Annotated in this window: 21 protein-coding genes; 7 read left to right on the top strand and 14 right to left on the bottom strand. The window is 30.4% G+C overall.

Annotated features, from left to right (window positions below; translation table 11 throughout):
- Positions 1-14: 14 nt before the first annotated feature.
- The 7 genes from pth to purR form a co-directional block, all read right to left on the bottom strand.
- Positions 15-590, bottom strand: a complete 576-nt coding sequence (gene pth, locus D2A34_RS25370) for an aminoacyl-tRNA hydrolase (protein WP_079438589.1) — start codon at positions 588-590, stop codon at positions 15-17.
- A gap of 1 nt (position 591) precedes the next feature.
- The gene (locus tag D2A34_RS25365; protein WP_079438588.1) at positions 592-2,028 is read right to left on the bottom strand and encodes a sensor histidine kinase; all 1,437 of its coding nucleotides are present in this window, start codon (positions 2,026-2,028) and stop codon (positions 592-594) included.
- Positions 2,029-2,715: a response regulator transcription factor gene (locus D2A34_RS25360; RefSeq protein WP_079438611.1), complete on the bottom strand. Its 687-nt coding sequence runs from the start codon at positions 2,713-2,715 to the stop codon at positions 2,029-2,031.
- Positions 2,716-3,025: 310 nt separating this feature from the next.
- On the bottom strand, positions 3,026-3,991 hold the full coding sequence (locus D2A34_RS25355; protein ID WP_079438587.1) for a ribose-phosphate diphosphokinase: 966 nt from the start codon (positions 3,989-3,991) through the stop codon (positions 3,026-3,028).
- A gap of 48 nt (positions 3,992-4,039) precedes the next feature.
- A complete protein-coding gene (gene glmU / locus D2A34_RS25350) occupies positions 4,040-5,410 on the bottom strand; it encodes a bifunctional UDP-N-acetylglucosamine diphosphorylase/glucosamine-1-phosphate N-acetyltransferase GlmU (RefSeq protein WP_079438586.1) in 1,371 nt (456 codons plus the stop codon).
- A gap of 334 nt (positions 5,411-5,744) precedes the next feature.
- Positions 5,745-6,023 (bottom strand): septation regulator SpoVG, encoded by a 279-nt coding sequence (gene spoVG, locus D2A34_RS25345; RefSeq protein ID WP_079438585.1) that lies wholly within the window; start codon positions 6,021-6,023, stop codon positions 5,745-5,747.
- Between the two features lie 258 nt (positions 6,024-6,281).
- Positions 6,282-7,097, bottom strand: a complete 816-nt coding sequence (purR, locus tag D2A34_RS25340) for a pur operon repressor (RefSeq protein WP_079438584.1) — start codon at positions 7,095-7,097, stop codon at positions 6,282-6,284.
- 286 nt (positions 7,098-7,383) lie between these two features.
- On the opposite strand from purR, the gene murC reads away from it, so the two are divergent.
- The 3 genes from murC (at position 7,384) to asnS (ending at position 11,378) form a co-directional block, all read left to right on the top strand.
- Complete coding sequence (murC, locus tag D2A34_RS25335; RefSeq protein WP_079438583.1) at positions 7,384-8,763, top strand: UDP-N-acetylmuramate--L-alanine ligase; 1,380 nt, start codon at positions 7,384-7,386, stop codon at positions 8,761-8,763.
- Between the two features lie 43 nt (positions 8,764-8,806).
- Complete coding sequence (locus D2A34_RS25330; protein WP_079438582.1) at positions 8,807-9,505, top strand: metallophosphoesterase family protein; 699 nt, start codon at positions 8,807-8,809, stop codon at positions 9,503-9,505.
- Positions 9,506-9,983: 478 nt separating this feature from the next.
- A complete protein-coding gene (gene asnS, locus D2A34_RS25325; protein WP_079438581.1) occupies positions 9,984-11,378 on the top strand; it encodes an asparagine--tRNA ligase in 1,395 nt (464 codons plus the stop codon).
- Positions 11,379-11,826: 448 nt separating this feature from the next.
- Here asnS and serC read toward each other — a convergent pair whose 3' ends face one another.
- The gene (gene serC / locus D2A34_RS25320) at positions 11,827-12,909 is read right to left on the bottom strand and encodes a 3-phosphoserine/phosphohydroxythreonine transaminase (protein ID WP_079438580.1); all 1,083 of its coding nucleotides are present in this window, start codon (positions 12,907-12,909) and stop codon (positions 11,827-11,829) included.
- A gap of 391 nt (positions 12,910-13,300) precedes the next feature.
- On the opposite strand from serC, the gene D2A34_RS25315 reads away from it, so the two are divergent.
- Both D2A34_RS25315 and D2A34_RS25310 read left to right on the top strand, forming a co-directional pair.
- The gene (locus D2A34_RS25315) at positions 13,301-14,386 is read left to right on the top strand and encodes an HD-GYP domain-containing protein (RefSeq protein ID WP_079438579.1); all 1,086 of its coding nucleotides are present in this window, start codon (positions 13,301-13,303) and stop codon (positions 14,384-14,386) included.
- A gap of 36 nt (positions 14,387-14,422) precedes the next feature.
- Positions 14,423-15,388: a glycosyltransferase family 2 protein gene (locus D2A34_RS25310; protein ID WP_079438578.1), complete on the top strand. Its 966-nt coding sequence runs from the start codon at positions 14,423-14,425 to the stop codon at positions 15,386-15,388.
- A 235-nt stretch (positions 15,389-15,623) separates the two neighbouring features.
- Here D2A34_RS25310 and D2A34_RS25305 read toward each other — a convergent pair whose 3' ends face one another.
- From D2A34_RS25305 to D2A34_RS25285, 5 genes are all read right to left on the bottom strand, one after another.
- Complete coding sequence (locus D2A34_RS25305) at positions 15,624-16,235, bottom strand: DNA-3-methyladenine glycosylase (protein ID WP_079438577.1); 612 nt, start codon at positions 16,233-16,235, stop codon at positions 15,624-15,626.
- Positions 16,236-16,384: 149 nt separating this feature from the next.
- Entirely contained in the window at positions 16,385-16,894 is a 510-nt protein-coding gene (nrdG, locus tag D2A34_RS25300) for an anaerobic ribonucleoside-triphosphate reductase activating protein (RefSeq protein ID WP_079438576.1), read from the bottom strand.
- Between the two features lie 239 nt (positions 16,895-17,133).
- Positions 17,134-19,056 carry an aconitate hydratase gene (locus D2A34_RS25295; RefSeq protein WP_079438575.1) on the bottom strand — a complete coding sequence of 641 codons (1,923 nt, stop codon included), beginning with the start codon at positions 19,054-19,056 and terminating at the stop codon, positions 17,134-17,136.
- 18 nt (positions 19,057-19,074) lie between these two features.
- The gene (gene nifV, locus D2A34_RS25290; RefSeq protein ID WP_079438574.1) at positions 19,075-20,241 is read right to left on the bottom strand and encodes a homocitrate synthase; all 1,167 of its coding nucleotides are present in this window, start codon (positions 20,239-20,241) and stop codon (positions 19,075-19,077) included.
- Between the two features lie 436 nt (positions 20,242-20,677).
- Positions 20,678-22,786, bottom strand: a complete 2,109-nt coding sequence (locus D2A34_RS25285) for an anaerobic ribonucleoside triphosphate reductase (protein WP_119368257.1) — start codon at positions 22,784-22,786, stop codon at positions 20,678-20,680.
- 357 nt (positions 22,787-23,143) lie between these two features.
- Here D2A34_RS25285 and D2A34_RS25280 point away from each other — a divergent pair, with 357 nt between their 5' ends.
- Together D2A34_RS25280 and D2A34_RS25275 are read left to right on the top strand one after the other, a co-directional pair.
- On the top strand, positions 23,144-23,992 hold the full coding sequence (locus D2A34_RS25280) for a DegV family protein (protein ID WP_119368256.1): 849 nt from the start codon (positions 23,144-23,146) through the stop codon (positions 23,990-23,992).
- A gap of 121 nt (positions 23,993-24,113) precedes the next feature.
- Positions 24,114-24,320: a hypothetical protein gene (locus D2A34_RS25275; RefSeq protein WP_079438571.1), complete on the top strand. Its 207-nt coding sequence runs from the start codon at positions 24,114-24,116 to the stop codon at positions 24,318-24,320.
- A gap of 155 nt (positions 24,321-24,475) precedes the next feature.
- Here D2A34_RS25275 and D2A34_RS25270 read toward each other — a convergent pair whose 3' ends face one another.
- A complete protein-coding gene (locus D2A34_RS25270; protein WP_079438570.1) occupies positions 24,476-24,667 on the bottom strand; it encodes a ferredoxin in 192 nt (63 codons plus the stop codon).
- Positions 24,668-24,729: the final 62 nt, after the last annotated feature.

The raw sequence follows: 24,729 nt of genomic DNA, 5'->3' as shown, positions 1-24,729 counted from the left end.
CCCATGCACCTTCCTTAAACTGTTGTATTTGCTTTGAATCCATTAAATTGATTCATAGCCACCTTAGTGTTGTTCTTTATTATTTCAACACTTGCCTTTGTTGAAATCTCAATACTTTGGTTCAAAATAACCATTTCCTCTTTTGTAAACTTACCTAATACATGTTTAACTAGGTCACCATTAGGTTGTCCTACGCCTACTTTTATCCTAGGAAAAACATCACTACCAAGGTGCGCTATGATGCTCTTAATACCATTATGCCCACCCGCACTACCTTTTTCTCTTATTCTTAATGTTCCTACTTCTAAACTAATATCATCATATATAACTAAGACTTCATTGCTATCAAGATTATAAAAATCCACTACTTCTCTTATGCTTTCTCCGCTTAAATTCATATACGTAGTAGGCTTTAGGAGCATAACCTTTTTTCCTTCAATAAAGCCTTCTCCACATATACCTTTAAATTTTTGCCTATTTATTTCAATATTATACTCTTTAGCAATACTATCAATAACGTTGAAACCAATATTATGTCGTGTATCTTCATACTCCCTCCCCGGATTTCCAAGGCCTACTATTAAAAACATTCTATTCCTTCCTCCTTTGATACTTATCTTTTTTATTCTTATACTTTGTAAGCGAGAATGTAAATGTAACACCTATATCAGGATCATTTTTAACCCATACTTCTTCACCTTGCTGCATAAGTATCATCCTAACTATAGGTAATCCAAGCCCAGTGCTTACTTTATTTGTTCTAGATTTGTCTGATTTGTAAAATCTAGTCCATATATTTCTTATCTCTTCTTCTGTGATCTTAGGTCCATTATTATATATTGCTATAAAAACTTTATTACCTTTATAGTATGTGCTTATTTTTACAAATCCATTATTTCCACAATACTTAACAGCATTATCCAGTAAATTAGTTAAGACCTGCATGGTTTTATCTTCATCGGCTTTAACATAGCAATTATCATTTTGCAAATCTATTTTTAACTTTATACCTTTTTCTTTTATATTTTGTTCATTGTTTAATACACAAAGTCTAATTAATTCATTTATGTTAATTTTTTTTATATCGAATTTTAACTTTCCCGATTCAATGGCTGATAAATCTAACAAATCATTAATCAATCGCGTTAATCTGTGTATCTCACTATAAACTATATCTAAATAATATCCCTCTTTATCTTTTGGAATCACCCCATCAATTATCCCTGCAATGAATCCTTTTATAGATGTAATAGGTGATCTTAACTCATGAGAAACATTAGAAATAAAATCTCTTCTATTATTTTCAACCTTTTCTAAAGATTCAGCCATTATATTAAAAGAATTAGCTAATTCACCAATTTCATCTTGTGACTCTACATAAACTCTTTTATTAACTTCTCCATTAGCAAATCTTTTGGCAGCATTATTTATTTCAGCTAAAGGGTTAATCAATATTTTTTTAGAAACCAAAGATAAAACTACTGAAGCAAAAACCATAGCACACAATGCTGATATCCATATGATTAAATAAATTCTATGCAGCTGCTTGCTTATTATTGATAATGGAGCTGTCATTGCTACATACCCTTGAAACTCGTCCTGTTCTATTATTGGGTATATATAAGTATAACGATCACTAATATATTCTAATGGGGCTCCACTAACCAAATCTCTCATGTTTTTATCTGAAATATTTGGTTTCTCCTCACCATTTGCCCTGCTTTCAATTTTAGAATCTAAATATATACGACCTGATTTATCTGTAATGATTATATCTGCATTGGCTCCAACACTGGACATATTTACTATTCCCTGAAGTTTATCTAATTCGATTTGATTCTGTTGAATATTATATATCTTAACTGCCTTCGATATATACTCTCCATCTTGCGCAAACTGTGTTCTTTTTTCTGCAAAGTAGGTAATTCTAAACCACATAGATAATATCCATGCTAAAGAAACCAATACAATGGTCAATATTATTATAAATGTCATTATTAATTTTTGAAGCAGACTTCCACATTTCATTTAGTTCACCTCAAATTTATATCCAACACCCCATACAGTTTGTATTTCCCACTGCTCTCCACCACTTAATTTCTCTCTTAATCTCTTAATATGCACATCTACTGTTCTAGAATCCCCTGGATAGTCATATCCCCAAACTTCACAAAGTAGTTGTTCTCTTGTAAAAACCTTATTTTTATTATTCGCTAAGTAATATAATAATTCAAATTCTTTTGGTGGCATTTTTATTTCTTCTCCGTTATACATTACTTTATATGAAGTTGAATCTATTGATAAATCGCTTAATTTTATTATTTCATTCTTTATATGTTCTGAAGAATATCTTCTTAATACTGCTTTAACCCTTGCTAATAACTCTTTAGGCTCAAAAGGTTTTACAATATAATCATCAGCACCAATTTCTAATGCTAAGACCTTATCAAAGGTATCCCCTTTTGCTGTAATCATTATAACTGGCGTTTCCTTCTGTTTTCTTATCCACTTTAATACATCGATTCCATCTATGTAAGGTATCATAACATCAAGTAAAACAATATCTGGATTATAATCTAAATATAATTCTTGAGCATCTTTACCATTCAGAGCTATCTTTGTGCTATATCCAGAGCTCTTTAAGTACATATCGATTACTTCACTAATGTTTTCATCATCATCTACAATTAATACCTTGTTTGTAACTCCTTCCAATACTTTTCCTCCTTGCATTATATGCATATTATTCATATCCTAATATAGCATAATTTATTTACTTTTTATAGCAAACAAAGAAATATATAAGTATCTACTAAAGCTAATATTTTGATAATAATTAACCAAGTAATTACTAATTATATTTCAGTTAAATATATAATATGAATTCTTATATGTTTACTAATCTATACTGTTAAATTTACTTTACTTATAAAAAATAGAATATATATTTACTCTATAATATATAAGAATAAATATACATTCTGTTTTATTTTAATAATGTTCCTTAAATGTATCCATGCCTAAATTATTGGTGACATTCAAATAACTTACTTATCGGTTGATCATCATAAATTCTCTTTATTGCTTCTGCAAACAATGGAGCAACCGAAATTGATAGGATCTTACTATTATTTCTGTCTTCTTTTAGAGGAATTGTATTTAACATCACCAATTCTTCAATTGCCGATTCGTTTATCCTATCCATTGCTGGTCCTGATAATACTCCGTGGGTACAACATGCGTAAACATTCTTAGCCCCTAAGTCTTTAAGTGCATTTGCTGCGTTTGCTATAGTTCCTGCAGTATCAATCATATCATCAATTAATATACATCTTTTGCCTTCAATATCACCTATAATATTCATTATCTCTGAAACATTTGCTTTTGGTCTTCTCTTATCTATAATCGCAATCGGTGCATGCAGATTATCTGCAAACTTTCTTGCTCTAGTTACACTTCCTAAGTCTGGTGAAACTACCACAACATCTTTTTGATCTACTAATCCCATTGATATAAAATGTTGTGCAAGTATTGGTGCTCCAAGTAAATGATCAACTGGAATATTAAAGTATCCTTGAATCTGGGAAGCATGTAAATCCATAGTTAATACTCTGTTTGCTCCTGCCGCCGTTAGCAAATCTGCAACTAGCTTAGCAGTTATAGGATCCCTAGACTTCACCTTCCTATCCTGCCTTGCATATCCATAGTATGGAATAACCGCTGTTATTCTACCTGCAGATGCTCTCTTAAATGCATCTATCATAATTAATAATTCCATCAGATTATTATTAACAGGTGCAGACGTGGATTGCACTATAAATACATCGTTTCCTCTAACAGTTTCATTAATATCCACAGATATTTCTCCATCACTGAACGTTGAAACTTTAGACTTTCCTACCGGAACTCCTAGTATATCAGCTATATTTTGAGCAAGTTGTGGATGCGAATTCCCAGTAAATACTTTTATATTTCTCCCATGAGTTATCATAATCAAGAAGACCTCCTTAAAATTTTGGCTGATTCATTGCTGAAACTATTACTTTTTTAATCCTTTTTTCTCTACCCATCCCTTAATATTTCTTTGTTTAGCCCTTGCAACAGCAAGATCGCCTTCATTAACTTCCGATGTAATAGTAGAACCTGCTGCAATATACGTATTATCGTGAATTTTGACAGGTGATACAAGATTAGTATTACAGCCTATAAAGCTATGATCTCCAATGATAGTCTTATGCTTGTTTTTTCCATCGTAATTTACAACTACAGTTCCACATCCAAAATTACATTCTGAACCAACCTCTGCGTCTCCTATATAAGTTAGGTGAGATACTTTAGTTCCATCCCCTATTGTTGATTTCTTTATTTCTACAAAATCCCCAATTCTTGCATTCCTACCTATTGTAGATTCAGGTCTTATATACGCAAAAGGTCCAACTGTAGTATTGTCACCAACATTACTATCTAGTACAACTGATGATTGAATTTCTACTCCATTTCCAATAGTACTATCTGATATTCTGCAATTCTGATAAATTAAACAATTATCCCCTATCTCTGTATTACCCTCTATGATATTGTTAGGGTATATTATTGTATCTTTTCCTATTACAACATCAACTCCTATATATGTAGTTTTAGGATCGATTAACGTAACTCCATTTTCCATATGCTTAAGATTTATTCTATCTTTTAAAATCTCTTCTGCCTCTGCTAACTGAACTCTTGAATTCACTCCTATAGTCTCTTCATACTCAGTTACAACTGCTCCAACTTGATTTCCTTGGGATTTTAATATTTCTATTACATCTGTAAGGTAATATTCCCCTTGTTGGTTATTATTATTTATTTTTTCTAAAGCATTTACTAATAATTCAATGTTAAAACAGTAAATTGCAGTATTCATTTCATTAATTTTAAGTTCTTCTTCATTACAATCCTTGTGTTCAACTATTTTCAAAACTTGATTATTATCGTCACGTACAATTCTTCCATAGCCTGTTGGATCCTCTACTAGTGAAGTCAGGATAGTCGCAGCATTTTTATTTTCAATATGATCATTAAATAATTTCTCTATGGTTGATTGCTTTATTAAAGGAGTGTCACCTGCAAATATTGCGACTACTCCTTTTTTATCTCTTAAAAATTCATTAGCACACTTAACTGCATGCCCAGTACCTAGCTGCTCAGCTTGTAATGAATATACTACATTTTTATCTAATGTTCTCTCTTTTACAATTTCAGCACCTTTACCTACAATTACATCTATATCATCAATTCCTGAGTTTCTTATTGAGTCTATAACATGCTTTAACATTTCCTTGCCACATACTTTATGCAAAACTTTAGGTAAATCTGATTTTATTCTCTTACCTTGGCCTGCGGCTAAAACTAACGCACATTTATACATTATAATATCACACCTTTTTTTAAATTTAGCTATATGAAATAAATAACGAATCTAAGATGTCATAACCACTATTACAAAATATAAAAAATTTGTATTGCAATTAAATTAATCAAACACATCGATTTGCTATTTTTATTAATATGCCTTCTATTAATACGATTATTTCTTTAAATAATGTATTAAATATTCATATTAAATTAATTATATTTGAAAGCCATACTTATTTCAACTATTAACAATCTAATATTTGCCTATAAATATGTTTTACATAACAACTATAAATATATTATACAAAACAAAAGGAAGTTATAAAAACTTCCTTTTGTTCCTAAGTTTATTCCCCATCTACAATTTCTTCTGAAATAGCTTTTTCATAAGCTTCTAAAATTGCAGTTTGAATTTTTTCCCTTGCTTCTGTATTAATTGGGTGAGCTATATCCTTGAATTCTCCATCTGGTGTTTTTCTACTAGGCATAGCAATAAATAAACCCATTTGTCCTTCTATAACCTTGATATCGTGAATTACAAATTCATTATCAAATGTAACAGAAACTATTCCCTTCATTTTACCTTCTGATGCAATCTTTCTAATTCTAACGTCTGTTATTTGCATTTTACTCCACCCCTCCCAGTTGCTTTAAAAATATTTAATATTTATATATTTTCTCCACAAATTTCTAAATTCCTTTTTTATATTTGATAAATCCTTAAAAATTTATTTTTTTGTGGAAATTTACATAAAATAATACAATTAAGAGATTGTCCTGATTAAATTTAAAATGCTCCCTTGAAATATAAGTTTTAAAGACAACACGGTATAGCTCATATAAAAAAATCTTAGTACATATTACAGACGTGAACATTAGCGTTTTTAAGAAAATATTTTCGAAGGTTGTATTCCTATGATTGCAGACTTATCTACTGCTTTCAATTCTACTATAGAAACATATTCGTCAATTAATTTTTTTTCAATTTGTTTATTATCTACTAGTACTCCAATTCCGACTAATTCGCTATCAAATTCCTTTAATAAATCCTTAATTCCAATAGCAGTACCTCCACCTTTCATAAAATCATCAATAAATATACATTTACTAGAAGGCTTCATTGATTTTTTTGATAATGACATTTGTTGAAGTCTACCATTACTTCCAGATACATAATTTATTGTAACTGTTGGACCTTCTGTCACCTGGCTATCTCTTCTAGCAATAACTAACTGTACGCCTAAGTTTCTTGCAACTTCATAAGCTAAAGGAATCCCTTTAGTCTCAACAGTTATTACATAATTAACTTCTTTTCCTTGAAAACAAGATGAAAGCATAACCCCAGCTTTACTTATTATTTTCGGATTATACATTAAATCTGTCATGTATATTATATTTCCCGGAATAACTCTTCCATCGTCACTTAATTGTCTGCATATTTCTAGTGCAAAATCCTTCTTTTCCTCTTCGCCACTTTGTGGAATGTATTTTATTCCTCCGGCTACACCAGCGATTGTTTCAACTCTACCCATTTTAAGCTTTTCTAAAACTTCACGAACAACAACTATATCTTCACTTATAGTAGATTTTGCTGCATTTAATAATTCTGAAAACCTATTTAATCCTAGTATTTTATTAGGACTCTCTAATAAAATTTTGGTTATGGCAACTACCCTCTTATTTCTCGTAAACTTTTCCATATTAATTCTCCTACACGAATTTTTTTATATTAAATCGCTTTAATATTCATATTTTATGCTAAATTTAGGTTAATATCAATATTTTTAGTTATAAAGTTACTATATATGTTTATATGCTGTTCACAAATAAATCAAATATGCATAAAATATTGTGTATTTACTTTTTCCTATGGTTGATTTTCAGAAAAATGTATATAATTATATTTAAAGTATAAAACTAAATGATTTAATTTAAGTTGAAAATAATTTTATATTTTGTTTTATTAAGTTTAAAGGAGTTGATCATTTGTCTTTCAATTTTATAAAAGATAAAGATAAAAAAATTCATTTCATTGGCATTGGTGGAATTAGCATGAGCGGACTTGCTGCTGTTCTATTAAACAGCGGATTTAAAGTATCTGGTTCAGACTTTAAAGATTCTCCTATTATTGATAAATTAAGAATTTCAGGTGCTGAAATTTACATAGGTCACAAAAGAGAAAATATTAAAGACGTAGATCTAGTAGTTTATACTGCAGCAATACCATCTGATAATCCTGAATTATTAGAAGCTGAAGAAAAAAATATTTTATTAATGGATAGAGCTGAATTCTTAGGACAAATTATGAAGGGGCATAAATATAATGTAGCTATATCAGGTACACATGGAAAAACTACATGTACATCAATGCTTTCTCATATAACTCTTGCTGGTGATTTAGATCCAACGATTTTAGTTGGAGGCGAGTTAGATGCAATAGGTGGTAATTTTAGAATAGGAAATAGTGAATATTTTTTAACTGAAGCTTGCGAATATAAACGTTCGTTCTTAAAATTCTTCCCTTATGTAGGAATAATTTTAAACATCGATGCTGATCACTTGGACTGTTATAAAGATATAGATGAAATTGCAGATACCTTCCTACAATTCTCTAAACTTATTCCAGATGATGGATACCTAGTGGGTTACTGTGATGATTTTAGAGTTAAAGAAGTGTTATTAAAAGCAACTTGCAATACTTTAAGCTATGGTTTTACTGATAATGCTAATGTTACTGCAAAGAACATAGTTTTCAATAAAAATGGTTGTGCAACCTTTGATGTATATAAAGATAATAAATATTTATTTAACTTAACTTTAGATGTACCTGGTAAGCATAATATATTAAACGCTCTTGCTTCAATCTGCGTTTCATTAATTTTCAATATTTCTTATGATAGTATAATTGAAGGATTATCAAAGTGCAAAGGTGCCCATAAAAGATTTGAATATAAAGGTGAATTAAATGGTGTTACTGTAATAGATGACTATGCTCATCATCCTACAGAGATTAAAGCGACTTTAAGCACTGCAAAACAAATTCATCATAATAGAACTTTTTGCATCTTTCAACCACACACTTACACTAGAACAAAAGCTTTATTTGATGAGTTTACTGAATGTTTCTATGATACAGATGAACTTATATTAATGGACGTTTATGCTGCTCGTGAGAAAAATAACAGTCTTGTATCTTCTGATGAATTAGGTGATGCTATAAGGGATAAAGGTGTAAATTGTACCAATGTGCACTCTCATGACGAAGCCCTAAACTATGTAAAATCAAAACTCGCTTCTGGTGACTTATTACTAACCGTAGGTGCTGGTGATGTAGTTATTGTTGGAGAAAATTATTTGAAATCTTAAGTAAACATTTTTAACTTTTTTAAACAACATAGGAGGAATGCTTATGAAAATAGCAGTAATTTCAGATATTCATGCTAACGTATATGCTCTTATGAATGCCTTAGAAGATATAGATTCTGAAAAAGTTGATACTATTATTTGTTTAGGCGACTTAGTTGGCTATGGTCCACATCCCAATGAAGTAATTTCAATGATTAGAAGAAGGCATATTCTTTGCATAAAAGGGAATTATGATATCTCTGTGGTCGATAATGAATATTCTTTCATAAGAGAAACTCACATTAACAGTTTCTCTCTCCCTTGGACCGTCAATGAATTAAGAGAGGAGAACAGAATATTTCTCAAAAATTTATCCACTAGTTTGACTTTAAATATTCTTAATAAAAATCTTTTATTTGTTCATGGAAGCCCAAATAAAATTAATGAATATCTTTTAAAAGATGATGATAATACTCTAAATATTATGAATGATCTTAATGAGGATGTCTTAATTTGTGCTCATACCCATATTCCTGGAATAAAAGAATTCGGAAATAAGGTATATATAAATTGTGGTAGTGTAGGTAAACCAAAAATTGGCCGACCAAATAGTACTTATTGTATATTAACTATAACAAAAGAAGATGGCATGAAAGTTCAAATAAAAGAAATACCTTATGCTTATAAAAGAATTATTAAAGATATGACTATACTAGAATTTCCAAATGGATTGATTCAGAGCCTAGAAAACGGCTTAGAATAGACAAGCCTTACAAGGAATTACTCTTTGGACATTACGTCTATTGTTATCTTATATATATAAATTTGCTGAAATGTTCTAAGCAGATTTTGAATTTTTTATACAATCTTATTTTTATTAAGATTTAGTAGCAAATGAATTCATATCTCTTATGAACATTTACAGCTTATTTTTTATTTCGTAAGTGTATATTTTAAAGCCTTATTTATGCTGAACTTGAAAATAATATAATATTATTGATTAAATTTATTAATATTTCATTTATTTTACATTGTACTTATAACTTAGGCATTTAAAATTACAAATTATTATCTAATTAAAGACAGGCTCTAAGTTGCATTCACTAAGAAAGTGTTGTAAAATCAATTTATTATTAAGCGCAATGGGTTAAATTAATAGTATTTCGTATAATGAAAACATTTCATTAACATAACTTTTATTTTAATCAAAAGATTAATTATAAAAATGGAGGTCATATAATATGGCAAAATCAATTTCAGTTAGAAGCCTTTATAGAAATACTGACAATTTCTTATCAAAGGAGATAACAATATCAGGTTGGATAAGGACTCTTAGAGCCTCTAATGCATTCGGATTTATTGAAGTTAATGATGGTTCTTTCTTTAAAAACATCCAAGTAGTTATTGATGATAAACTAAGTAATTTTAAGGAAATATCAAAGTTGCCTATAAATTCATCAATTTCAGTCATTGGTACACTAGTTGCAACACCTGATTCAAAGCAGCCCTTTGAGATTCAGGCAAGTAGTGTTAACATCGAAGGTATGTCAAATTCAGATTATCCGCTACAAAAGAAAAGGCATACTTTTGAATACTTAAGAACAATAGCTCATTTAAGACCTAGAAGTAACGCTTTTGCAGCAACTTTTAGAGTTCGTTCTGTTGCCGCTTATGCTATCCATAAGTTCTTCCAAGATCAGAATTTTGTATATACACATACGCCTATAATAACCGGCAGTGATTGTGAAGGTGCTGGAGAAATGTTTAGAGTGACAACTCTAAATTCTAAAACTCCTGAATTAACTAAGGATGGAAATGTAGATTTTAGCAAGGATTTTTTTGGCAAGGAAACTAACCTTACTGTATCTGGTCAATTAAATGGAGAATGTTTCGCTCTAGCATTTAGAAATATATACACATTCGGTCCTACATTTAGAGCGGAAAACTCTAATACCACAAGACATGCAGCTGAATTTTGGATGATTGAACCTGAAATCGCATTTGCTGACTTACAAGACGATATGGAACTTGCAGAAGATATGCTTAAATATGTTATTAAATATGTTATGGATGAGTGTCCAGAAGAATTAGAGTTTTTTAATCAATTTGTTGATAAAGGATTACTTGAAAGATTAAATCATGTAGTTTCATCTGATTTTGCTAGGGTTACTTATACAGAAGCTGTTAATATACTACAGAATTGTGGAAAGCAATTTGATTATCCTGTGACTTGGGGTATAGACTTACAAACAGAACATGAAAGATTTCTTACTGAGGAACACTTTAAGAAACCTTTATTCGTAACAGATTATCCTAAAGATATAAAAGCCTTCTATATGAGACTTAATGAAGATGGCAAAACAGTTGCAGCTACAGACCTTCTAGTACCAGGCATTGGTGAAATTATAGGTGGTAGCCAAAGAGAAGAAAGATTAGATGTCCTAAAAAGCAGAATGGCTGAATTGAGTTTATCTGAAGAAGATTACTGGTGGTATCTAGAATTAAGAAAATACGGCGAAACTAAACATGCAGGATTTGGCTTAGGCTTTGAAAGGTTAATTATGTATATAACAGGTATGACAAATATTAGGGACGTAATACCATTCCCTAGAACTCCAGGAACAAGCGAGTTCTAATCATTTGACATATAGTATACTTTAACATATTATATGCGCATTCCTATTTATATACTTTCGCATAATATTATTCTATAAGTAGTGAAAGAGAGGTAAAGAGTTATTTTATCTCTCTTTTTTTTATACAAAATATATCCTACATTAATTAAATGCTAATCTAACTAATACATTCTTATTTTTATGTATTCCACTGCTATGCCTTTATATGGTGCTTATACTACTATTCTCTTAATATATTTTGTTTTCATAATATATATTATCTTAATATTACTTTGAAAACCTAATGTATGGTGTTTATATTATTAATGCCTTATAAAAAAATAGTTAAAATACAATTAATATTCTTAGCCTTTGTATATATTGTATTTATTGTCTATACACCATACGTAGTTAAGGCAATCTAAAAGGGGAAATCTATCGATTCCCCCTTTATATTATATTAACTTTATTATTTATTTTCTTCTTCGAATTTCTTCATAAATTCAACTAAAGCTTTAACACCATCTATTGGCATAGCATTATATATACTTGCTCTCATACCACCAACAGATCTGTGTCCCTTTAAGTTTTCAAATCCAGCTGCTTTAGCTTCCTTAACGAACTTAGCATCTAATTCATCTGAACCAGTTACAAATGGTACATTCATTAAAGAACGATCCTTCTTTACAACAGTTCCTTTGAACATATTACTTGAATCAAGATAATTGTATAATATAGCAGCTTTTTCTTCATTAATATTCTTCATTGCTTCTAATCCACCTTTATCTTGAAGCCATTTAAATACTTTTCCACATATGTAAATTCCATATGCTGGTGGTGTATTATATAATGATTTATTATCAGCATGAATCTTATATTTCAACATTGTTGGAGTACCTGGCAATACATCGTCTGTAATTAAATCTTCACGAATTATTACTACAACAACTCCAGCAGGTCCTACATTCTTTTGAGCTCCTGCAAAAATTAATCCATACTTTGATACATCCACTGGTTCAGATAAGAAATCTGATGACATATCTGCTACTAACACCTTGTCCCCTACTTCTGGAAGATCGTTATACTTTGTTCCGTATATGGTATTGTTATGGCATATATACACGTAATCAGCATCCTCAGAAATCTTTAAATCCTTTAGATCTGGTATATATGAGAAAGTTTTATCCTCTGAAGAAGCTAAGATATTAACTTTTCCATATATTTTCCCTTCCGATGCTGCTTTCTTAGCCCATTGCCCTGTAACAATATGATCTGCAACTTTATTTTTCATTAAGTTCATTGGAATCATTGCAAATTGTTGTGATGCCCCACCTTGAAGAAATAATACCTTGTAGTTGTCTGGAATATTCATTAATTCTCTCAACGATTGTTCTGCTTCTGTAATAATCCCCTCAAAAGCTTTAGAACGATGACTCATCTCCATAACTGACATACCAGTACCAGCATAATCTAACATTTCTTCTGCTGCTTCTTTAAGAACCTCTTCTGGCAATACAGCTGGTCCAGCTGAAAAATTATAAACTCTTGACATTTGAAAAAAGCCCCCTTTTGATATTTTTATTTGTAATCTATAATATTATAACATAATTTAAACATCAAGTAACAAATTTATTAACTTAAACAGTATAAAAAATTAGAAATTTACATAAAAAATAAAATCCTCAAAACTTTGCTTACCTTACTATAAGTGAATTCAATTCTTATTTCTGTCTCCTCCTAAATCTCATTCAATAATTATAATTATTCGTATCATTAATTTTTCCATACAATATTACAATATATTACATAAATATTTATATATTTTTTCCTATAGTACTATAAATGGGATAACTTTACTGATATACTACTATTATATTAAGAATATAAACTGCGAATTATGTTGTAAATTGTACTATAACCAAACAATTGAGGAGACGATAGCAATGAGATTAGTTCCAATTGAATGTGTAAAACCAAATTCAATTATTGGTAAAACATTATATGATTCTGACGGTAGAGTTTTAGTAAGGGAAGGTGTAACTCTAAGTGAAGGAGTTATATCGAAAATAAAGAATATAAATATTCTATCAATATATATAATTGATGAATATAGTTCTGAAGAAATTGAAGATATTATAAAACCCGAGTTAAGACAAAAAGCAATTATAACTATAAAAGAAGCTTTCTCGAACATAAATAGACTTACTGTTGCTGATAAATTTTCCAAAAAGGAAACTGTTTATTTTGAGAATATTGAAAATATGGCTGAAAATTTAATAGAAAACATACTAAGTAATAGAAATATCCTACTTTCATTAGTTGATATAAGAAGCATGGATAACTATATATATTCACACTCTGTAAATGTTGCTGTAATATCACTTATTATTGGTATTACCTTAAAACTTCCTAAAAAGCAGCTACAGCACCTTTGTATTGGTGCTTTACTACACGATGTGGGTAAATCATTTATCCCTAAGGAAATCCTTATGAAGGAAGAGGAATTAACACCTGAAGAAACTCTAATCTTAAAACAACACTCTACTTTAGGATATAAGTATTTATCTGACTCCTATAACTTGAGTGCTCATAGTAAGGTAATAGCACTTCAACATCATGAAAGATGCGACGGGTTAGGATATCCTAATGGTTTAACAAATGGTGAAATAAATATTTTAAGTAAAATTGTTAGCATCGCTAATGCATATGATGAATTATCTTCGGGCAGACCAAATAAAAAGGCAATGTTTCCTAGCGACGTTTTAGAATATTTAATGTCAAATGCGGGTAAAATATTTGATTATGATATAGTAATTACTTTTTGCAAAATTGTGATTCCCTTCTCTAAGGGAACTTTAGTTGAACTTAGTACTGGTGACATAGCGGTAGTACAAGAAACGCTTCCAAATTTCCCGCTAAGACCTATTGTAAAAATACTTAGGAGTACTGATTCAAATATGATTAATAAAGAAGTTAATTTAATAGATGAGATTTCAACAGTAATAACAAGTATAAAGTATGAGCTATAGCATATTCTTAATATAACGGTCTACCGGAGGAAATTTATGAAAGATATACTATACCTTGTTATTCCCTGTTACAACGAAGAAGAAGTTTTACAAGAAACTGCTGGAAGATTACTTGAAAAGATCAATAATATGATTGAAAGACAATTAATTTCTTGTAAAAGTAAGATACTTTTTGTCAATGATGGTTCAAAGGATAAAACTTGGAGTATAATTCAAGATCTCCATGAAAGAAATAATACAATTTCAGGCATCAATTTATCAAGAAATAGAGGCCACCAAAACGCTTTGCTTGCAGGACTTATGACAGCTAAAGAATATTCAGATATGACCATATCATTAGATGCAGATCTGCAAGACGATATTAATGTTATAGGTAAATTCGTCGAACAGTATTATAACGGCTCAGACATTGTTTATGGCGTAAGGTCATCAAGAGAAACCGATACATTTTTTAAAAAAGTAACTGCATTAACCTTTTATAAGTTAATGCGTACTCTTGGTGTTGATATGGTCTATAATCATGCAGATTATCGTCTTATGAGTAAACGCGCTTTAGAGGGATTAAGTGAATATAAAGAAGTTAACTTATTTCTTAGAGGAATGGTTCCTTTGATTGGTTATAAATACTCAATTGTTGAATATGAGCGTCACGAGAGATTTGCCGGTGAATCTAAATATCCACTAAAAAAAATGGTTGCATTCGCATTAGATGGAATCACATCCCTTAGTATAAAACCAATAAGAATAATAGCTGGCATTGGTTTCGCTATATTTATTATTGGAGGCGCGGCCCTATTATACTCCTTGATAGTTAATTTCATGGGTAGAACAGTTACTGGTTGGACTTCTTTAACTCTGTCAATTTGGATGCTAGGAGGAATACAGCTTCTATCCTTAGGCGTTATAGGCGAATATATTGGAAAAATATATAATGAGACTAAAAGAAGACCAAGATTTATTATTTCAGATAAGCTTACTGATACTGACAAAAATGATAAGTAAGTAATTACTATTTCTTAACTTTCTCTTTATTAAATTCGTTAAAAAAATACTGATAAGCCCTATTCTTACTTTATATTTTATCAGTATTTTTCATTTATTATTTTTTACCGCATTAGATGTACTAATATTAACATTATATATGTAATATCATGTTATTTAAGAGACCGCATATTAGAATCATTACACCTTATACCTCCTAAGTAAATAATTGCATTATAGCTGTTATTTCGGTTACTTATTTTTTAGAAATATATTTATTTCCCCTTATATAAAATCTCCACGGAAAATCTATAGCTTCTTCCGCATAATCGATTCCAATCCTTTTTGTCTCTGCTATTTCAAATTTTTCAATTTTTACATCCTCTATATATAAATCTCCTTTTTCATAGAGTTTCTTATAATTTTCTGATTTATCTATAGAAAAAGCCATACATAATTTTGATGGGCCATTTGAAATTGCTCTTTTCTTAGTCTCTGATAATTTCTCATAACTTTCATTAAATCTTTTTTTTGCTAGATAATCAAATTCATTCAACGGTTCAAATGCTCTTATTAAAACGCCCTCACCTTTATTTTCAAGTCCACTTATAACATTGAAGCAATGATATTTCCCATAAATAAAAAATACGTATGCAATACCTCCCTCTTTAAAGAGTGGTTCTGTTCTTTCTGTTCTTCTATTATTATAAGCATGAGATGCTTTATCTATTTCTCCTATGTAGGCTTCCGTCTCAACAATTTTAGCTCTTAGAGTGACATTATCAACAGTTCTCACGACAACTTTACCTAGAAGTTCCTTTGCTAAACTTAGCGCACCTTGTTTATAAAATTCTTTATCTAAAATCAAAGCTTAATCACCTAACTTTCAATATAACTTATATTTATATTGTGATATCTTTGTTCTTTTTATTAAATATTTATCCACAAACTCTAATTTTTATCCACAGATTTTAATACTATTAATCAATTTTGTGGATAATTTATAAATATTGTTTACTAATAATTCAAGACTATAATTTCTTTCAATTTTAAACTCTCTTTTACGTCTATTATTCTCTGATTTGTAGATCCTCTAAATTTAAGTCCATCTAGCATCTTCCCTTCCTCAAACCTTCCATCTACAAGAACATCAATATTATTTAATAAATCTCTCCAACCTAGTCTACTATCTATACTTCCAATAATATATTCGTAAGTATACCCTGTATAACTCCAAATATTTAAGCCCTTATTTTTAAACTCTTTTGCCATATATGCGAATTTATCAGCCTGTTCCCACGGATCTCCGCCACTAAATGTAACACCCTTTATAATCGGATTTTGTAAAGTATCATTAATCAATTCATCTATATTTTTCTCGTCTCCTCCATCAAAATCGTGAGTATCTGGATTAAAACACCCCTTGCAGTTATGTTTACAGCCTTGTGCAAAGAATACTCTTCTCATACCAGGCCCATTAACCAAACTCTCATATGCTATTCCAGATAATCTTATTGTTTTCTCCATTTTAATGCACTTCTTTCTAAACTAATTTCTAAATCTTTTATATCCTTTTTATTTATCAATTATAACTTAATTTCAACTATATTTACAATTTCTAATAACTTTGATATTTGACATATCAAATTAAATCAGGTTTAAAATACATTCGTTTTATATAAGAAGGGCACAAGAATCCTAATTGTATATGAATTCTTGTGCCCTAAAATAAATTTCTTAATTCAGCTATTATTGTATACTTTAAATTAGCTATTTGCTTTAACGTAGTTAAGTCTTCCGCCTTCTTTAATAACCGCGATTTCTTTTTCTGTTAAATCAACTGTTGCCTCAAATTCAGTTCCTTTAGTTAAGTTCTTAACTTTAACTACTCCTGATTCTAACGCAGCTTTGATATCTTCCATCTTCAAGTCATCAACTAAATCAATTTTGTCATAATCAGCTTCATTCTTAAATTCCATTGGAACTATTCCATTGTTAATTAAGTTAGCTTTATGAATTCTTGCAAATGATTTAGCTATAACTGCTTTAACTCCTAAGTATAATGGTGCAAGTGCAGCATGCTCTCTACTTGAACCTTGACCGTAGTTTCCTCCAGCAATTATAAATCCACCATTGTATTCTTGAGCTCTCTTAGGGAATTCTGTATCTACTGTGTTGAAGCAGAATTCTGCAAGATAAGGTATGTTTGATCTAAATGGTAATAACTTTGAGTTTGAAGGCATAATATGGTCAGTTGTAATATTATCCTCAACCTTTATTAATACTTTACCATCTATTTCTTCACCTAATGGCTTGCTTACTGGGAATGGCTTAATATTTGGTCCTCTAACAACTTCAACCTCAGCATTAGTTGATGCTGGTGCTAAGATCATTGAATCATCTATTAAGAATTCCTTAGGCATATCTATTGTTAAATCTACATCCATTTCTCTTGGATCAGTTAAAACTCCATTTATAGCTGAAACTGCTGCAGTCTCGGGACTTACTATATATATTTGTGCTGATAATGTTCCACTTCTACCATAGAAATTTCTATTTACAGTTCTAAGTGAAATTGCATCAGTTCCAGGTGATTGACCCATACCAATACATGGTCCACAACCATTCTCAAGTATTCTTGCTCCTGAGCTGATTATATCTGCTAAGGCACCATTTCTAGCTATCATTTCCATAACCTGTCTTGATCCTGGTCCTATTACTAAGCTAACATCTGGATGCACTTTTTTACCTTTTAATATCTTAGCAACCTTCATTAAATCTTCATAAGAAGAGTTAGTACAACTTCCTATAACTACTTGATCAACTTTAATCTTACCCACTTCACTAACCTTAGCTACATTATCTGGGCTGTGTGGCTTAGCTGTAAGTGGAGTTAATTCACTTAAATTAATAGTTACTACTTCATCATATACAGCATCTGCATCTGGTTTAAATTCCATCCAATTTTCTTCTCTTCCTTGAGCTTTAAAGAATTCTAAAGTTCTTTCATCACTTGGGAAAATTGAAGTTGTAGCTCCAAGTTCAGCTCCCATATTAGTTATAGTAGCTCTTTCTGGAACTGAAAGTGTTTTAACGCCTTCACCAGCATATTCAAAAACTTTACCTACTCCACCTTTAACAGTTAATACTCTTAAAACTTCAAGAATAACATCTTTAGCTGCTACCATCTTATTTAATTTTCCAGTAAGTTCAATCTTTACTACCTTTGGAGTATTAATGTTATAAGCTCCGCCTCCCATAGCAAGAGCAACGTCTAATCCACCTGCACCCATGGCAAGCATACCAACACCACCTGCTGTTGGTGTATGGCTATCAGATCCTATTAATGTATCTCCTGGTGTTGAGAATCTTTCTAAGAATATTTGATGGCATATTCCATTACCTGGTTTTGAAAAATACACTCCATATTTAGATGCAACTGTTTGAATAAATTTATGATCATCTGCATTTTCAAACCCTTGTTGTAACATATTATGATCTATAAATGCCACTGATTTCTTAGTCTTCACTCTATCTATTCCCATAGCTTCTAATTGAAGATATGCCATTGTTCCTGTTGAATCTTGAGTTAATGTTTGGTCAATTTTTAACGCTATTGGTTCCCCTGCTTTTAATTCACCTTCAACAACATGACTCTTTAAAATCTTATAAACTAAATTATCGCCCACTTTTTATTCCTCCTGCTTCTATTGCTTATTTTCTTCTAATTGTCTATGATATTCATTATATAATTGAACTACTTCTTTATCAAATAAAGATCTTTTTAATCTAACTGAGGTAGATCTTACAAGTTCTAATATTCCACTTGCTTCATCTTCTGTAAGTACTCTATTATATTCTTTAAACTTATTTATTACCGAAGCTCTTCCAGAGTGTTTACCTATTACAATCTGTCTTTCAAGTCCAACTATATCTGGATCAAACGCTTCGTAGTTTTTAGGATCCTTTATTGCTCCATCTGCATGAATTCCTGATTCATGTGCGAACATATTCGTTCCAACAATAGCTTTCCATATTGGAAGTTCTCTTCCTGATGCTCTTGATACATATTGTGATACTTCTCTAAACATTTGAGTATTTATTCCATCACCATTATATCCGTAAACAAGCATTAATGCCATTATAACTTCTTCTAATGCCGCATTACCCGCTCTTTCTCCAAGACCATTTACAGTTACTCCAACATGCGATGCTCCACCCTTAATGCCTGCTACAGCATTAGCTGTTGCCATTCCAAAGTCATCATGAGTGTGCATTTCTATATCAAATCCTGTTTTATCATATATATATTTAATATCATCTCTAATTTTAAATGGCTCCATAATTCCTACAGTATCACAATATCTAAATCTATCTGCACCTGCTTGCTTAGCTGCATTAATATATTCAACTAAAAAGTCTTTATCTGCTCTAGATGCATCTTCCCCATTAACAGATACATAAAGACCATTCTTCTTTGCAAATTCTACAGACTTAACCATGCTTTCCAATACCCATTCTCTAGATGTTTTAAGCTTATGCTGAATGTGTATATCTGATACTGATATTGATATAGCAACTGCATCAACTCCGCAATCTATCGATTGTTCTATATCGCTAACTACAGCTCTATTCCATGCCATAATGCTAGATTTTAAATTTCTTTTTACAATTTCTTTTATAGCCTTCTTTTCGTCCCCACCCATTGTTGGAATTCCCACTTCTAATTGATCAACACCTAAGTCACTTAGCATTTGTGCTATTACTATTTTTTCTTCATTAGCAAAAACTACCCCTGCTGTTTGCTCACCATCTCTAAGAGTAGTATCTACTATAGAAACTTTTTTGTTAGTTTTTAAATTACTAACTGCCATTGCAATCCCCCCATTATATATTATTTAACTTATAGCTTAAAGCAATATTTTTAATAAATTAACATTTTCATGTATATTTATAATATCATAGATAAGCAAATTTGCACAAGATTTATTTTCTTTTTTTGCAGCGTATTACACTCTCTCCTTCACGTTATTTTAAAAAACAACTGATTTAATATGAAATTACACCTATTATTGCAAGTTTTTTTTCAAATATTGCAATACTTCAAGAAATCAAACTTTTACTCTTCTAACAAATTTACGCCTTTTATTTAGATTTTATACCAAATAGTTACATCCATAGTTTCAATATTTTACTTACATGTCATATATATTAAATTTTCATGCGTAAATATAAAAAACTATGTTAAAATGCTTAAGTAACTTAAATTTACTTTCATCTTAACATAGTCTATAGATTATTAATTATATATTAATAATGATGTCCATGATCTCCTGTATGAGATATTCTATCTTCTCTTTCATGGTACTTTCCTGCGCCAAATCTTTCGTCTAAACTTAAATATCCTGTAACTCTTGATATTCCTTGTATATCTTGACTTGCGCATTTTGGACATTTATTTTCATTATTATGAAGATAAGTTCCACATTCTCTACAATATCTTATATGGAAATTAACCCCGACATAGCTTATATTTGTATTCTTATATGCATAATTTATTATATCCATTACTGTTTCTGCATCTGGTGTATCATCAACCTCTAAGTAACTAATGTGACCTCCATTACACAATTTGTGATATGGAGCTTCAATATCAATCTTTTCTTTAATAGATATTGGATGTGATACTGGTACATGATAACTATTTGTGTAATATTCTTTATCTGTTACACCTTTTATTATTCCAAATATCTTTTGATCTTGCTTTATAAATTTACCTGAAAGACCTTCTGCCGGAGTAGCATAACAGCTCCAGTTTAATTTATATTCTTCTGTAAGTCTGTCACAGTACTGTCTTATATGTTCAATAATTCTTACCCCTAAAGCCCTTGCTTCACTATCTTCACCATGATGTTTACCAATTAAAGCTACTAAGGTCTCAGCTATTCCTATAAATCCAATCCCCCAAGTGCCTTGCTTTAATATTGGTTCAATAGAATCATCAGGCCCTAAATTCTCAGCACCCTTCATAAGTCCTTGACCTGCGACAAAAGGTAAGTCTTTAACTCTTAAGCCTTTTAGCACTTCATATCTATGCATCAAAGATTCCTTAGCTAATTCCATTCTAGAATCTAGTATTTCAAAGAATTTATTTATATCACCTTTAGCCTGGAGCCCTATTCTTGGGAGATTAAGAGTTGTTGGTGCTATGTTTCCTCTACCTTTGCAACCTGGCTCACCATTAATATTTTTCATAAGATACGTTCTACATCCCATTGTTGCAGGAACATACCCTTGGTCATAATATTCCTTGTTAAAATCTGCATCAATATTCATAAATGTCGGATTCATTCTCTTTGATGCTACTCTACACGCTAATTTGTATAAGTAGAAATATGGATCATTTTCTTCCCTATTAACGCCTTCCTTAACTCTAAATATTATGTTAGGGAAAATAGGCTGTTCTCCTTTTCCTAATCCCTTTTCATATTCTAAAAGGAAAACTTCGCATACAAGTGCCGCATCTTCACTTGTAGGTAATCCAATATTAATAGAACTGAATGGAACTTGTGAACCTGCTCGTGAATGCATTGTGTTAAGATTATATACAACACCTTGCATGGCTTGTTGAACTTTTTTTCTCACTTTTTTTTCAATTAGCTGTTCTATTTTATTTTCTGGTATTTCTAATTCTTCTAATTCTTTTCTAATTTCATCTCTAGTAGGATCTACAAATATAGCCATATCATTATCAAAATCTGGATGCGATTGCCCACCAAACATATCATTTTGAGTTGATTGTAATAATATACATGATAATTCAGCAGCTGTTTCTATTCTTCTAGGAGCATTAATTGTTCCATATCCAGTGTTAAATCCATTTTCCAAAATTTCCTTAGTTGGAATATGCAAACAATTTACAGTTAAATTGTAGCTATCTAGATCATGATAATATAAATCACCTGTTTCATGCGCCCTTGCCAAATTCTTTGGCATTATAGCTAAGGTATTCCACTTATTTGATTCAGATGCGATTCTCAATAGTTTAGAACTAAAATTATTCCCTACATTTGCGTTATCTCTATCAGTTTCAATTCCAATTTGCCTTATAGCTCTCATTAAATCTGATTTTATTTCTCTTACCTTTGTTCTCTCTCTTCTGTATGATGAATAAGCTACTGCTATATCTTTGTGTCCCTCATCCTTTAATGCTTCTTCTACAAAATTTTGTATCTGTTCCACAGTTATCGTTCTTTTATACTCTGATTCAATATATGTGATAACTTTATGTACAGTATCTAATACCTGACTTTCTCTTAAATTTAAACCGATTTCATTAGCTGATCCTTTAATTGCTTGGGCTATTTTGTCTGAATTGAATTCAACCTCTCTCCCGTCGCGTTTCACAACATATAGCATTATTATTCCCTCCATGGCACAATATATAGTATAATTACTACCGTATTATTATACTGTATAAGATATTCCTTAGCAATACTTCTAATTTTTTATTTTTAAGCTACTAGATTTTAATTATCCCAAGTTATATCCAATTATCTTTCGATTAGGCTGATTTTTGCAACTTTTCTATAGTTGACTTATTATGAATATCTTCTAATGTTGTCTCTTACTATATTCTATGTAATTCTCTTCTTTTATTTTATATTAAAAATTTATTGTTTATACAAAATAATCTGCACACACTAATAAAAAAATACATTTTTTACAAATGGTGCTATAATTAAATTAAGATAATATATTTTAGGAGGAACTAAAATGGATAAGATTGCATTAATAACAGATAGTGCTTCTGATTTAAATACTGATTTTGCACAAAAAAATAATATTAAAATAATACCATTTAAAATTATTTTTTCAGACAGAGAGTACGATGATGGTATAGATATAACTCCTACAATGCTTTATGAATCTTTACCTAGAGAAATTCCAACAACTTCTTTACCTAGTGTTGAAAAATTCACAGCAGCTCTAGAAGAGGTAAAATCTAAAGGATTTACTCATGCAATTATAATTACTATATCAAGCAATCTTTCTGGCTCCTATAATTCCGCAAGGCTTGCAGCTGATAATGTTTCTGATATAAAAACCTTCGTGTTTGACTCTATGACTTTAACTATGTCAGAAGGAGCTATGGTTATTGAAACGGCAAATTTAATTAAAGAAGGCAAATCTTTTGATTATATTATAAATAAATTACCAGTTTTTAGAGATAAGATAGATGTATTTTTCACAATAGACACATTGGAATATTTAATTAAGGGTGGTAGAATAGGCAAGGTTTCTGGAACAATAGCTGATGCTTTAAACCTTAAGCCTATTATAACTGTGGGTAGCGATGGAATATATCATACAGTTTGCAAGGCCAGAGGAATAAAGCAATGCATATCTCGTTTAACAAGTTTATTATCAGAGCACCTATCAATTAGTAAGTGTAAAGTTTGGATTTTAGATGGAAACGCTCCTGATAAGGCTGAGATGCTTTATGATACTATAAAACATCTTCCTAATATAGTAGAATGTACTTTAGGTGGCTCAATAGGACCTGCTCTAGGAGTTCATACCGGTCCAGGACTCGTAGGATTCATTGTTGAAAAAATTGATTAATTTATAAAAAGAACGAGATTAAAAGCTCGTCTTTTTTATTTAAAAAATCCTTTATGTGAATACTTATATTTGTATATGTGAATAATATAAAAAATTAAACTTATTGAAAGGATGTATTTTAATGAAGGATTTCATATTAGATTTAACTTATAGAGATGCTACCATAATAAATAGTAATGATGATATATATACTATTCCCATAAATAACTTACCCTATATGTCTATTCCTCATCATACAATAAACTTAAATAAAACTGGTCAAAATTATACAACAAACCATAATAAGAGTAGTAAATCTAATATATATAACTCAATTGACTGTTTATAATTATCAGACAAATTAAGTAGATTATATGTCTTTACTTAATTTATTAATAAATAAAGATAGGATTGATGTTGTGAAAAACAAAATCAATCCCATCTTTATACAATATACAAATTCTATTTTAGAGTTCCTCTGTTATCCTGTTTTGCAATTAAATTCTACTCTTCTATTGCAATTGCATCTACTGGACAGCTTTCTTCTGCTTCTTTTGCTTCATCAACGCAACCTTCTGGAACTTCATCAACTACAGCTCCAGCTTTACCATCATCTTCCATTTGAAAACATTCTGGACATATAGAAGGACATAATCCACATGCTATGCATGTATCTTTATCTACTTTTGGTGTCATAATTACTTCATCTCCTCTAATATAAAATTACATAACTTATTATTTCCCAAGAAATATAAGTT

The sequence above is a fragment of the Clostridium chromiireducens genome (assembly GCF_003575225.1).
Lineage (GTDB): Bacteria > Bacillota > Clostridia > Clostridiales > Clostridiaceae > Clostridium > Clostridium chromiireducens.
The sequence above is the reverse complement of the archived record's forward strand: the minus strand, read 5'-3'. Positions and strand labels throughout refer to the sequence as shown.

Coding starts and splice junctions, on each gene's coding strand:
- D2A34_RS25355 (WP_079438587.1), bottom strand. CDS start 3,991: ATGATAACTCATGGGAGAAATATAAAAGTATTTACTGGGAATTCGCAT.
- D2A34_RS25310 (WP_079438578.1), top strand. CDS start 14,423: ATGAAAGATATACTATACCTTGTTATTCCCTGTTACAACGAAGAAGAA.
- D2A34_RS25280 (WP_119368256.1), top strand. CDS start 23,144: ATGGATAAGATTGCATTAATAACAGATAGTGCTTCTGATTTAAATACT.
- spoVG (WP_079438585.1), bottom strand. CDS start 6,023: ATGCAAATAACAGACGTTAGAATTAGAAAGATTGCATCAGAAGGTAAA.
- nifV (WP_079438574.1), bottom strand. CDS start 20,241: ATGGCAGTTAGTAATTTAAAAACTAACAAAAAAGTTTCTATAGTAGAT.
- D2A34_RS25330 (WP_079438582.1), top strand. CDS start 8,807: ATGAAAATAGCAGTAATTTCAGATATTCATGCTAACGTATATGCTCTT.
- D2A34_RS25270 (WP_079438570.1), bottom strand. CDS start 24,667: ATGACACCAAAAGTAGATAAAGATACATGCATAGCATGTGGATTATGT.
- D2A34_RS25365 (WP_079438588.1), bottom strand. CDS start 2,028: ATGAAATGTGGAAGTCTGCTTCAAAAATTAATAATGACATTTATAATA.
- serC (WP_079438580.1), bottom strand. CDS start 12,909: ATGTCAAGAGTTTATAATTTTTCAGCTGGACCAGCTGTATTGCCAGAA.
- D2A34_RS25275 (WP_079438571.1), top strand. CDS start 24,114: ATGAAGGATTTCATATTAGATTTAACTTATAGAGATGCTACCATAATA.
- D2A34_RS25285 (WP_119368257.1), bottom strand. CDS start 22,786: ATGCTATATGTTGTGAAACGCGACGGGAGAGAGGTTGAATTCAATTCA.
- purR (WP_079438584.1), bottom strand. CDS start 7,097: ATGGAAAAGTTTACGAGAAATAAGAGGGTAGTTGCCATAACCAAAATT.
- glmU (WP_079438586.1), bottom strand. CDS start 5,410: ATGTATAAATGTGCGTTAGTTTTAGCCGCAGGCCAAGGTAAGAGAATA.
- asnS (WP_079438581.1), top strand. CDS start 9,984: ATGGCAAAATCAATTTCAGTTAGAAGCCTTTATAGAAATACTGACAAT.
- pth (WP_079438589.1), bottom strand. CDS start 590: ATGTTTTTAATAGTAGGCCTTGGAAATCCGGGGAGGGAGTATGAAGAT.
- D2A34_RS25315 (WP_079438579.1), top strand. CDS start 13,301: ATGAGATTAGTTCCAATTGAATGTGTAAAACCAAATTCAATTATTGGT.
- nrdG (WP_079438576.1), bottom strand. CDS start 16,894: ATGGAGAAAACAATAAGATTATCTGGAATAGCATATGAGAGTTTGGTT.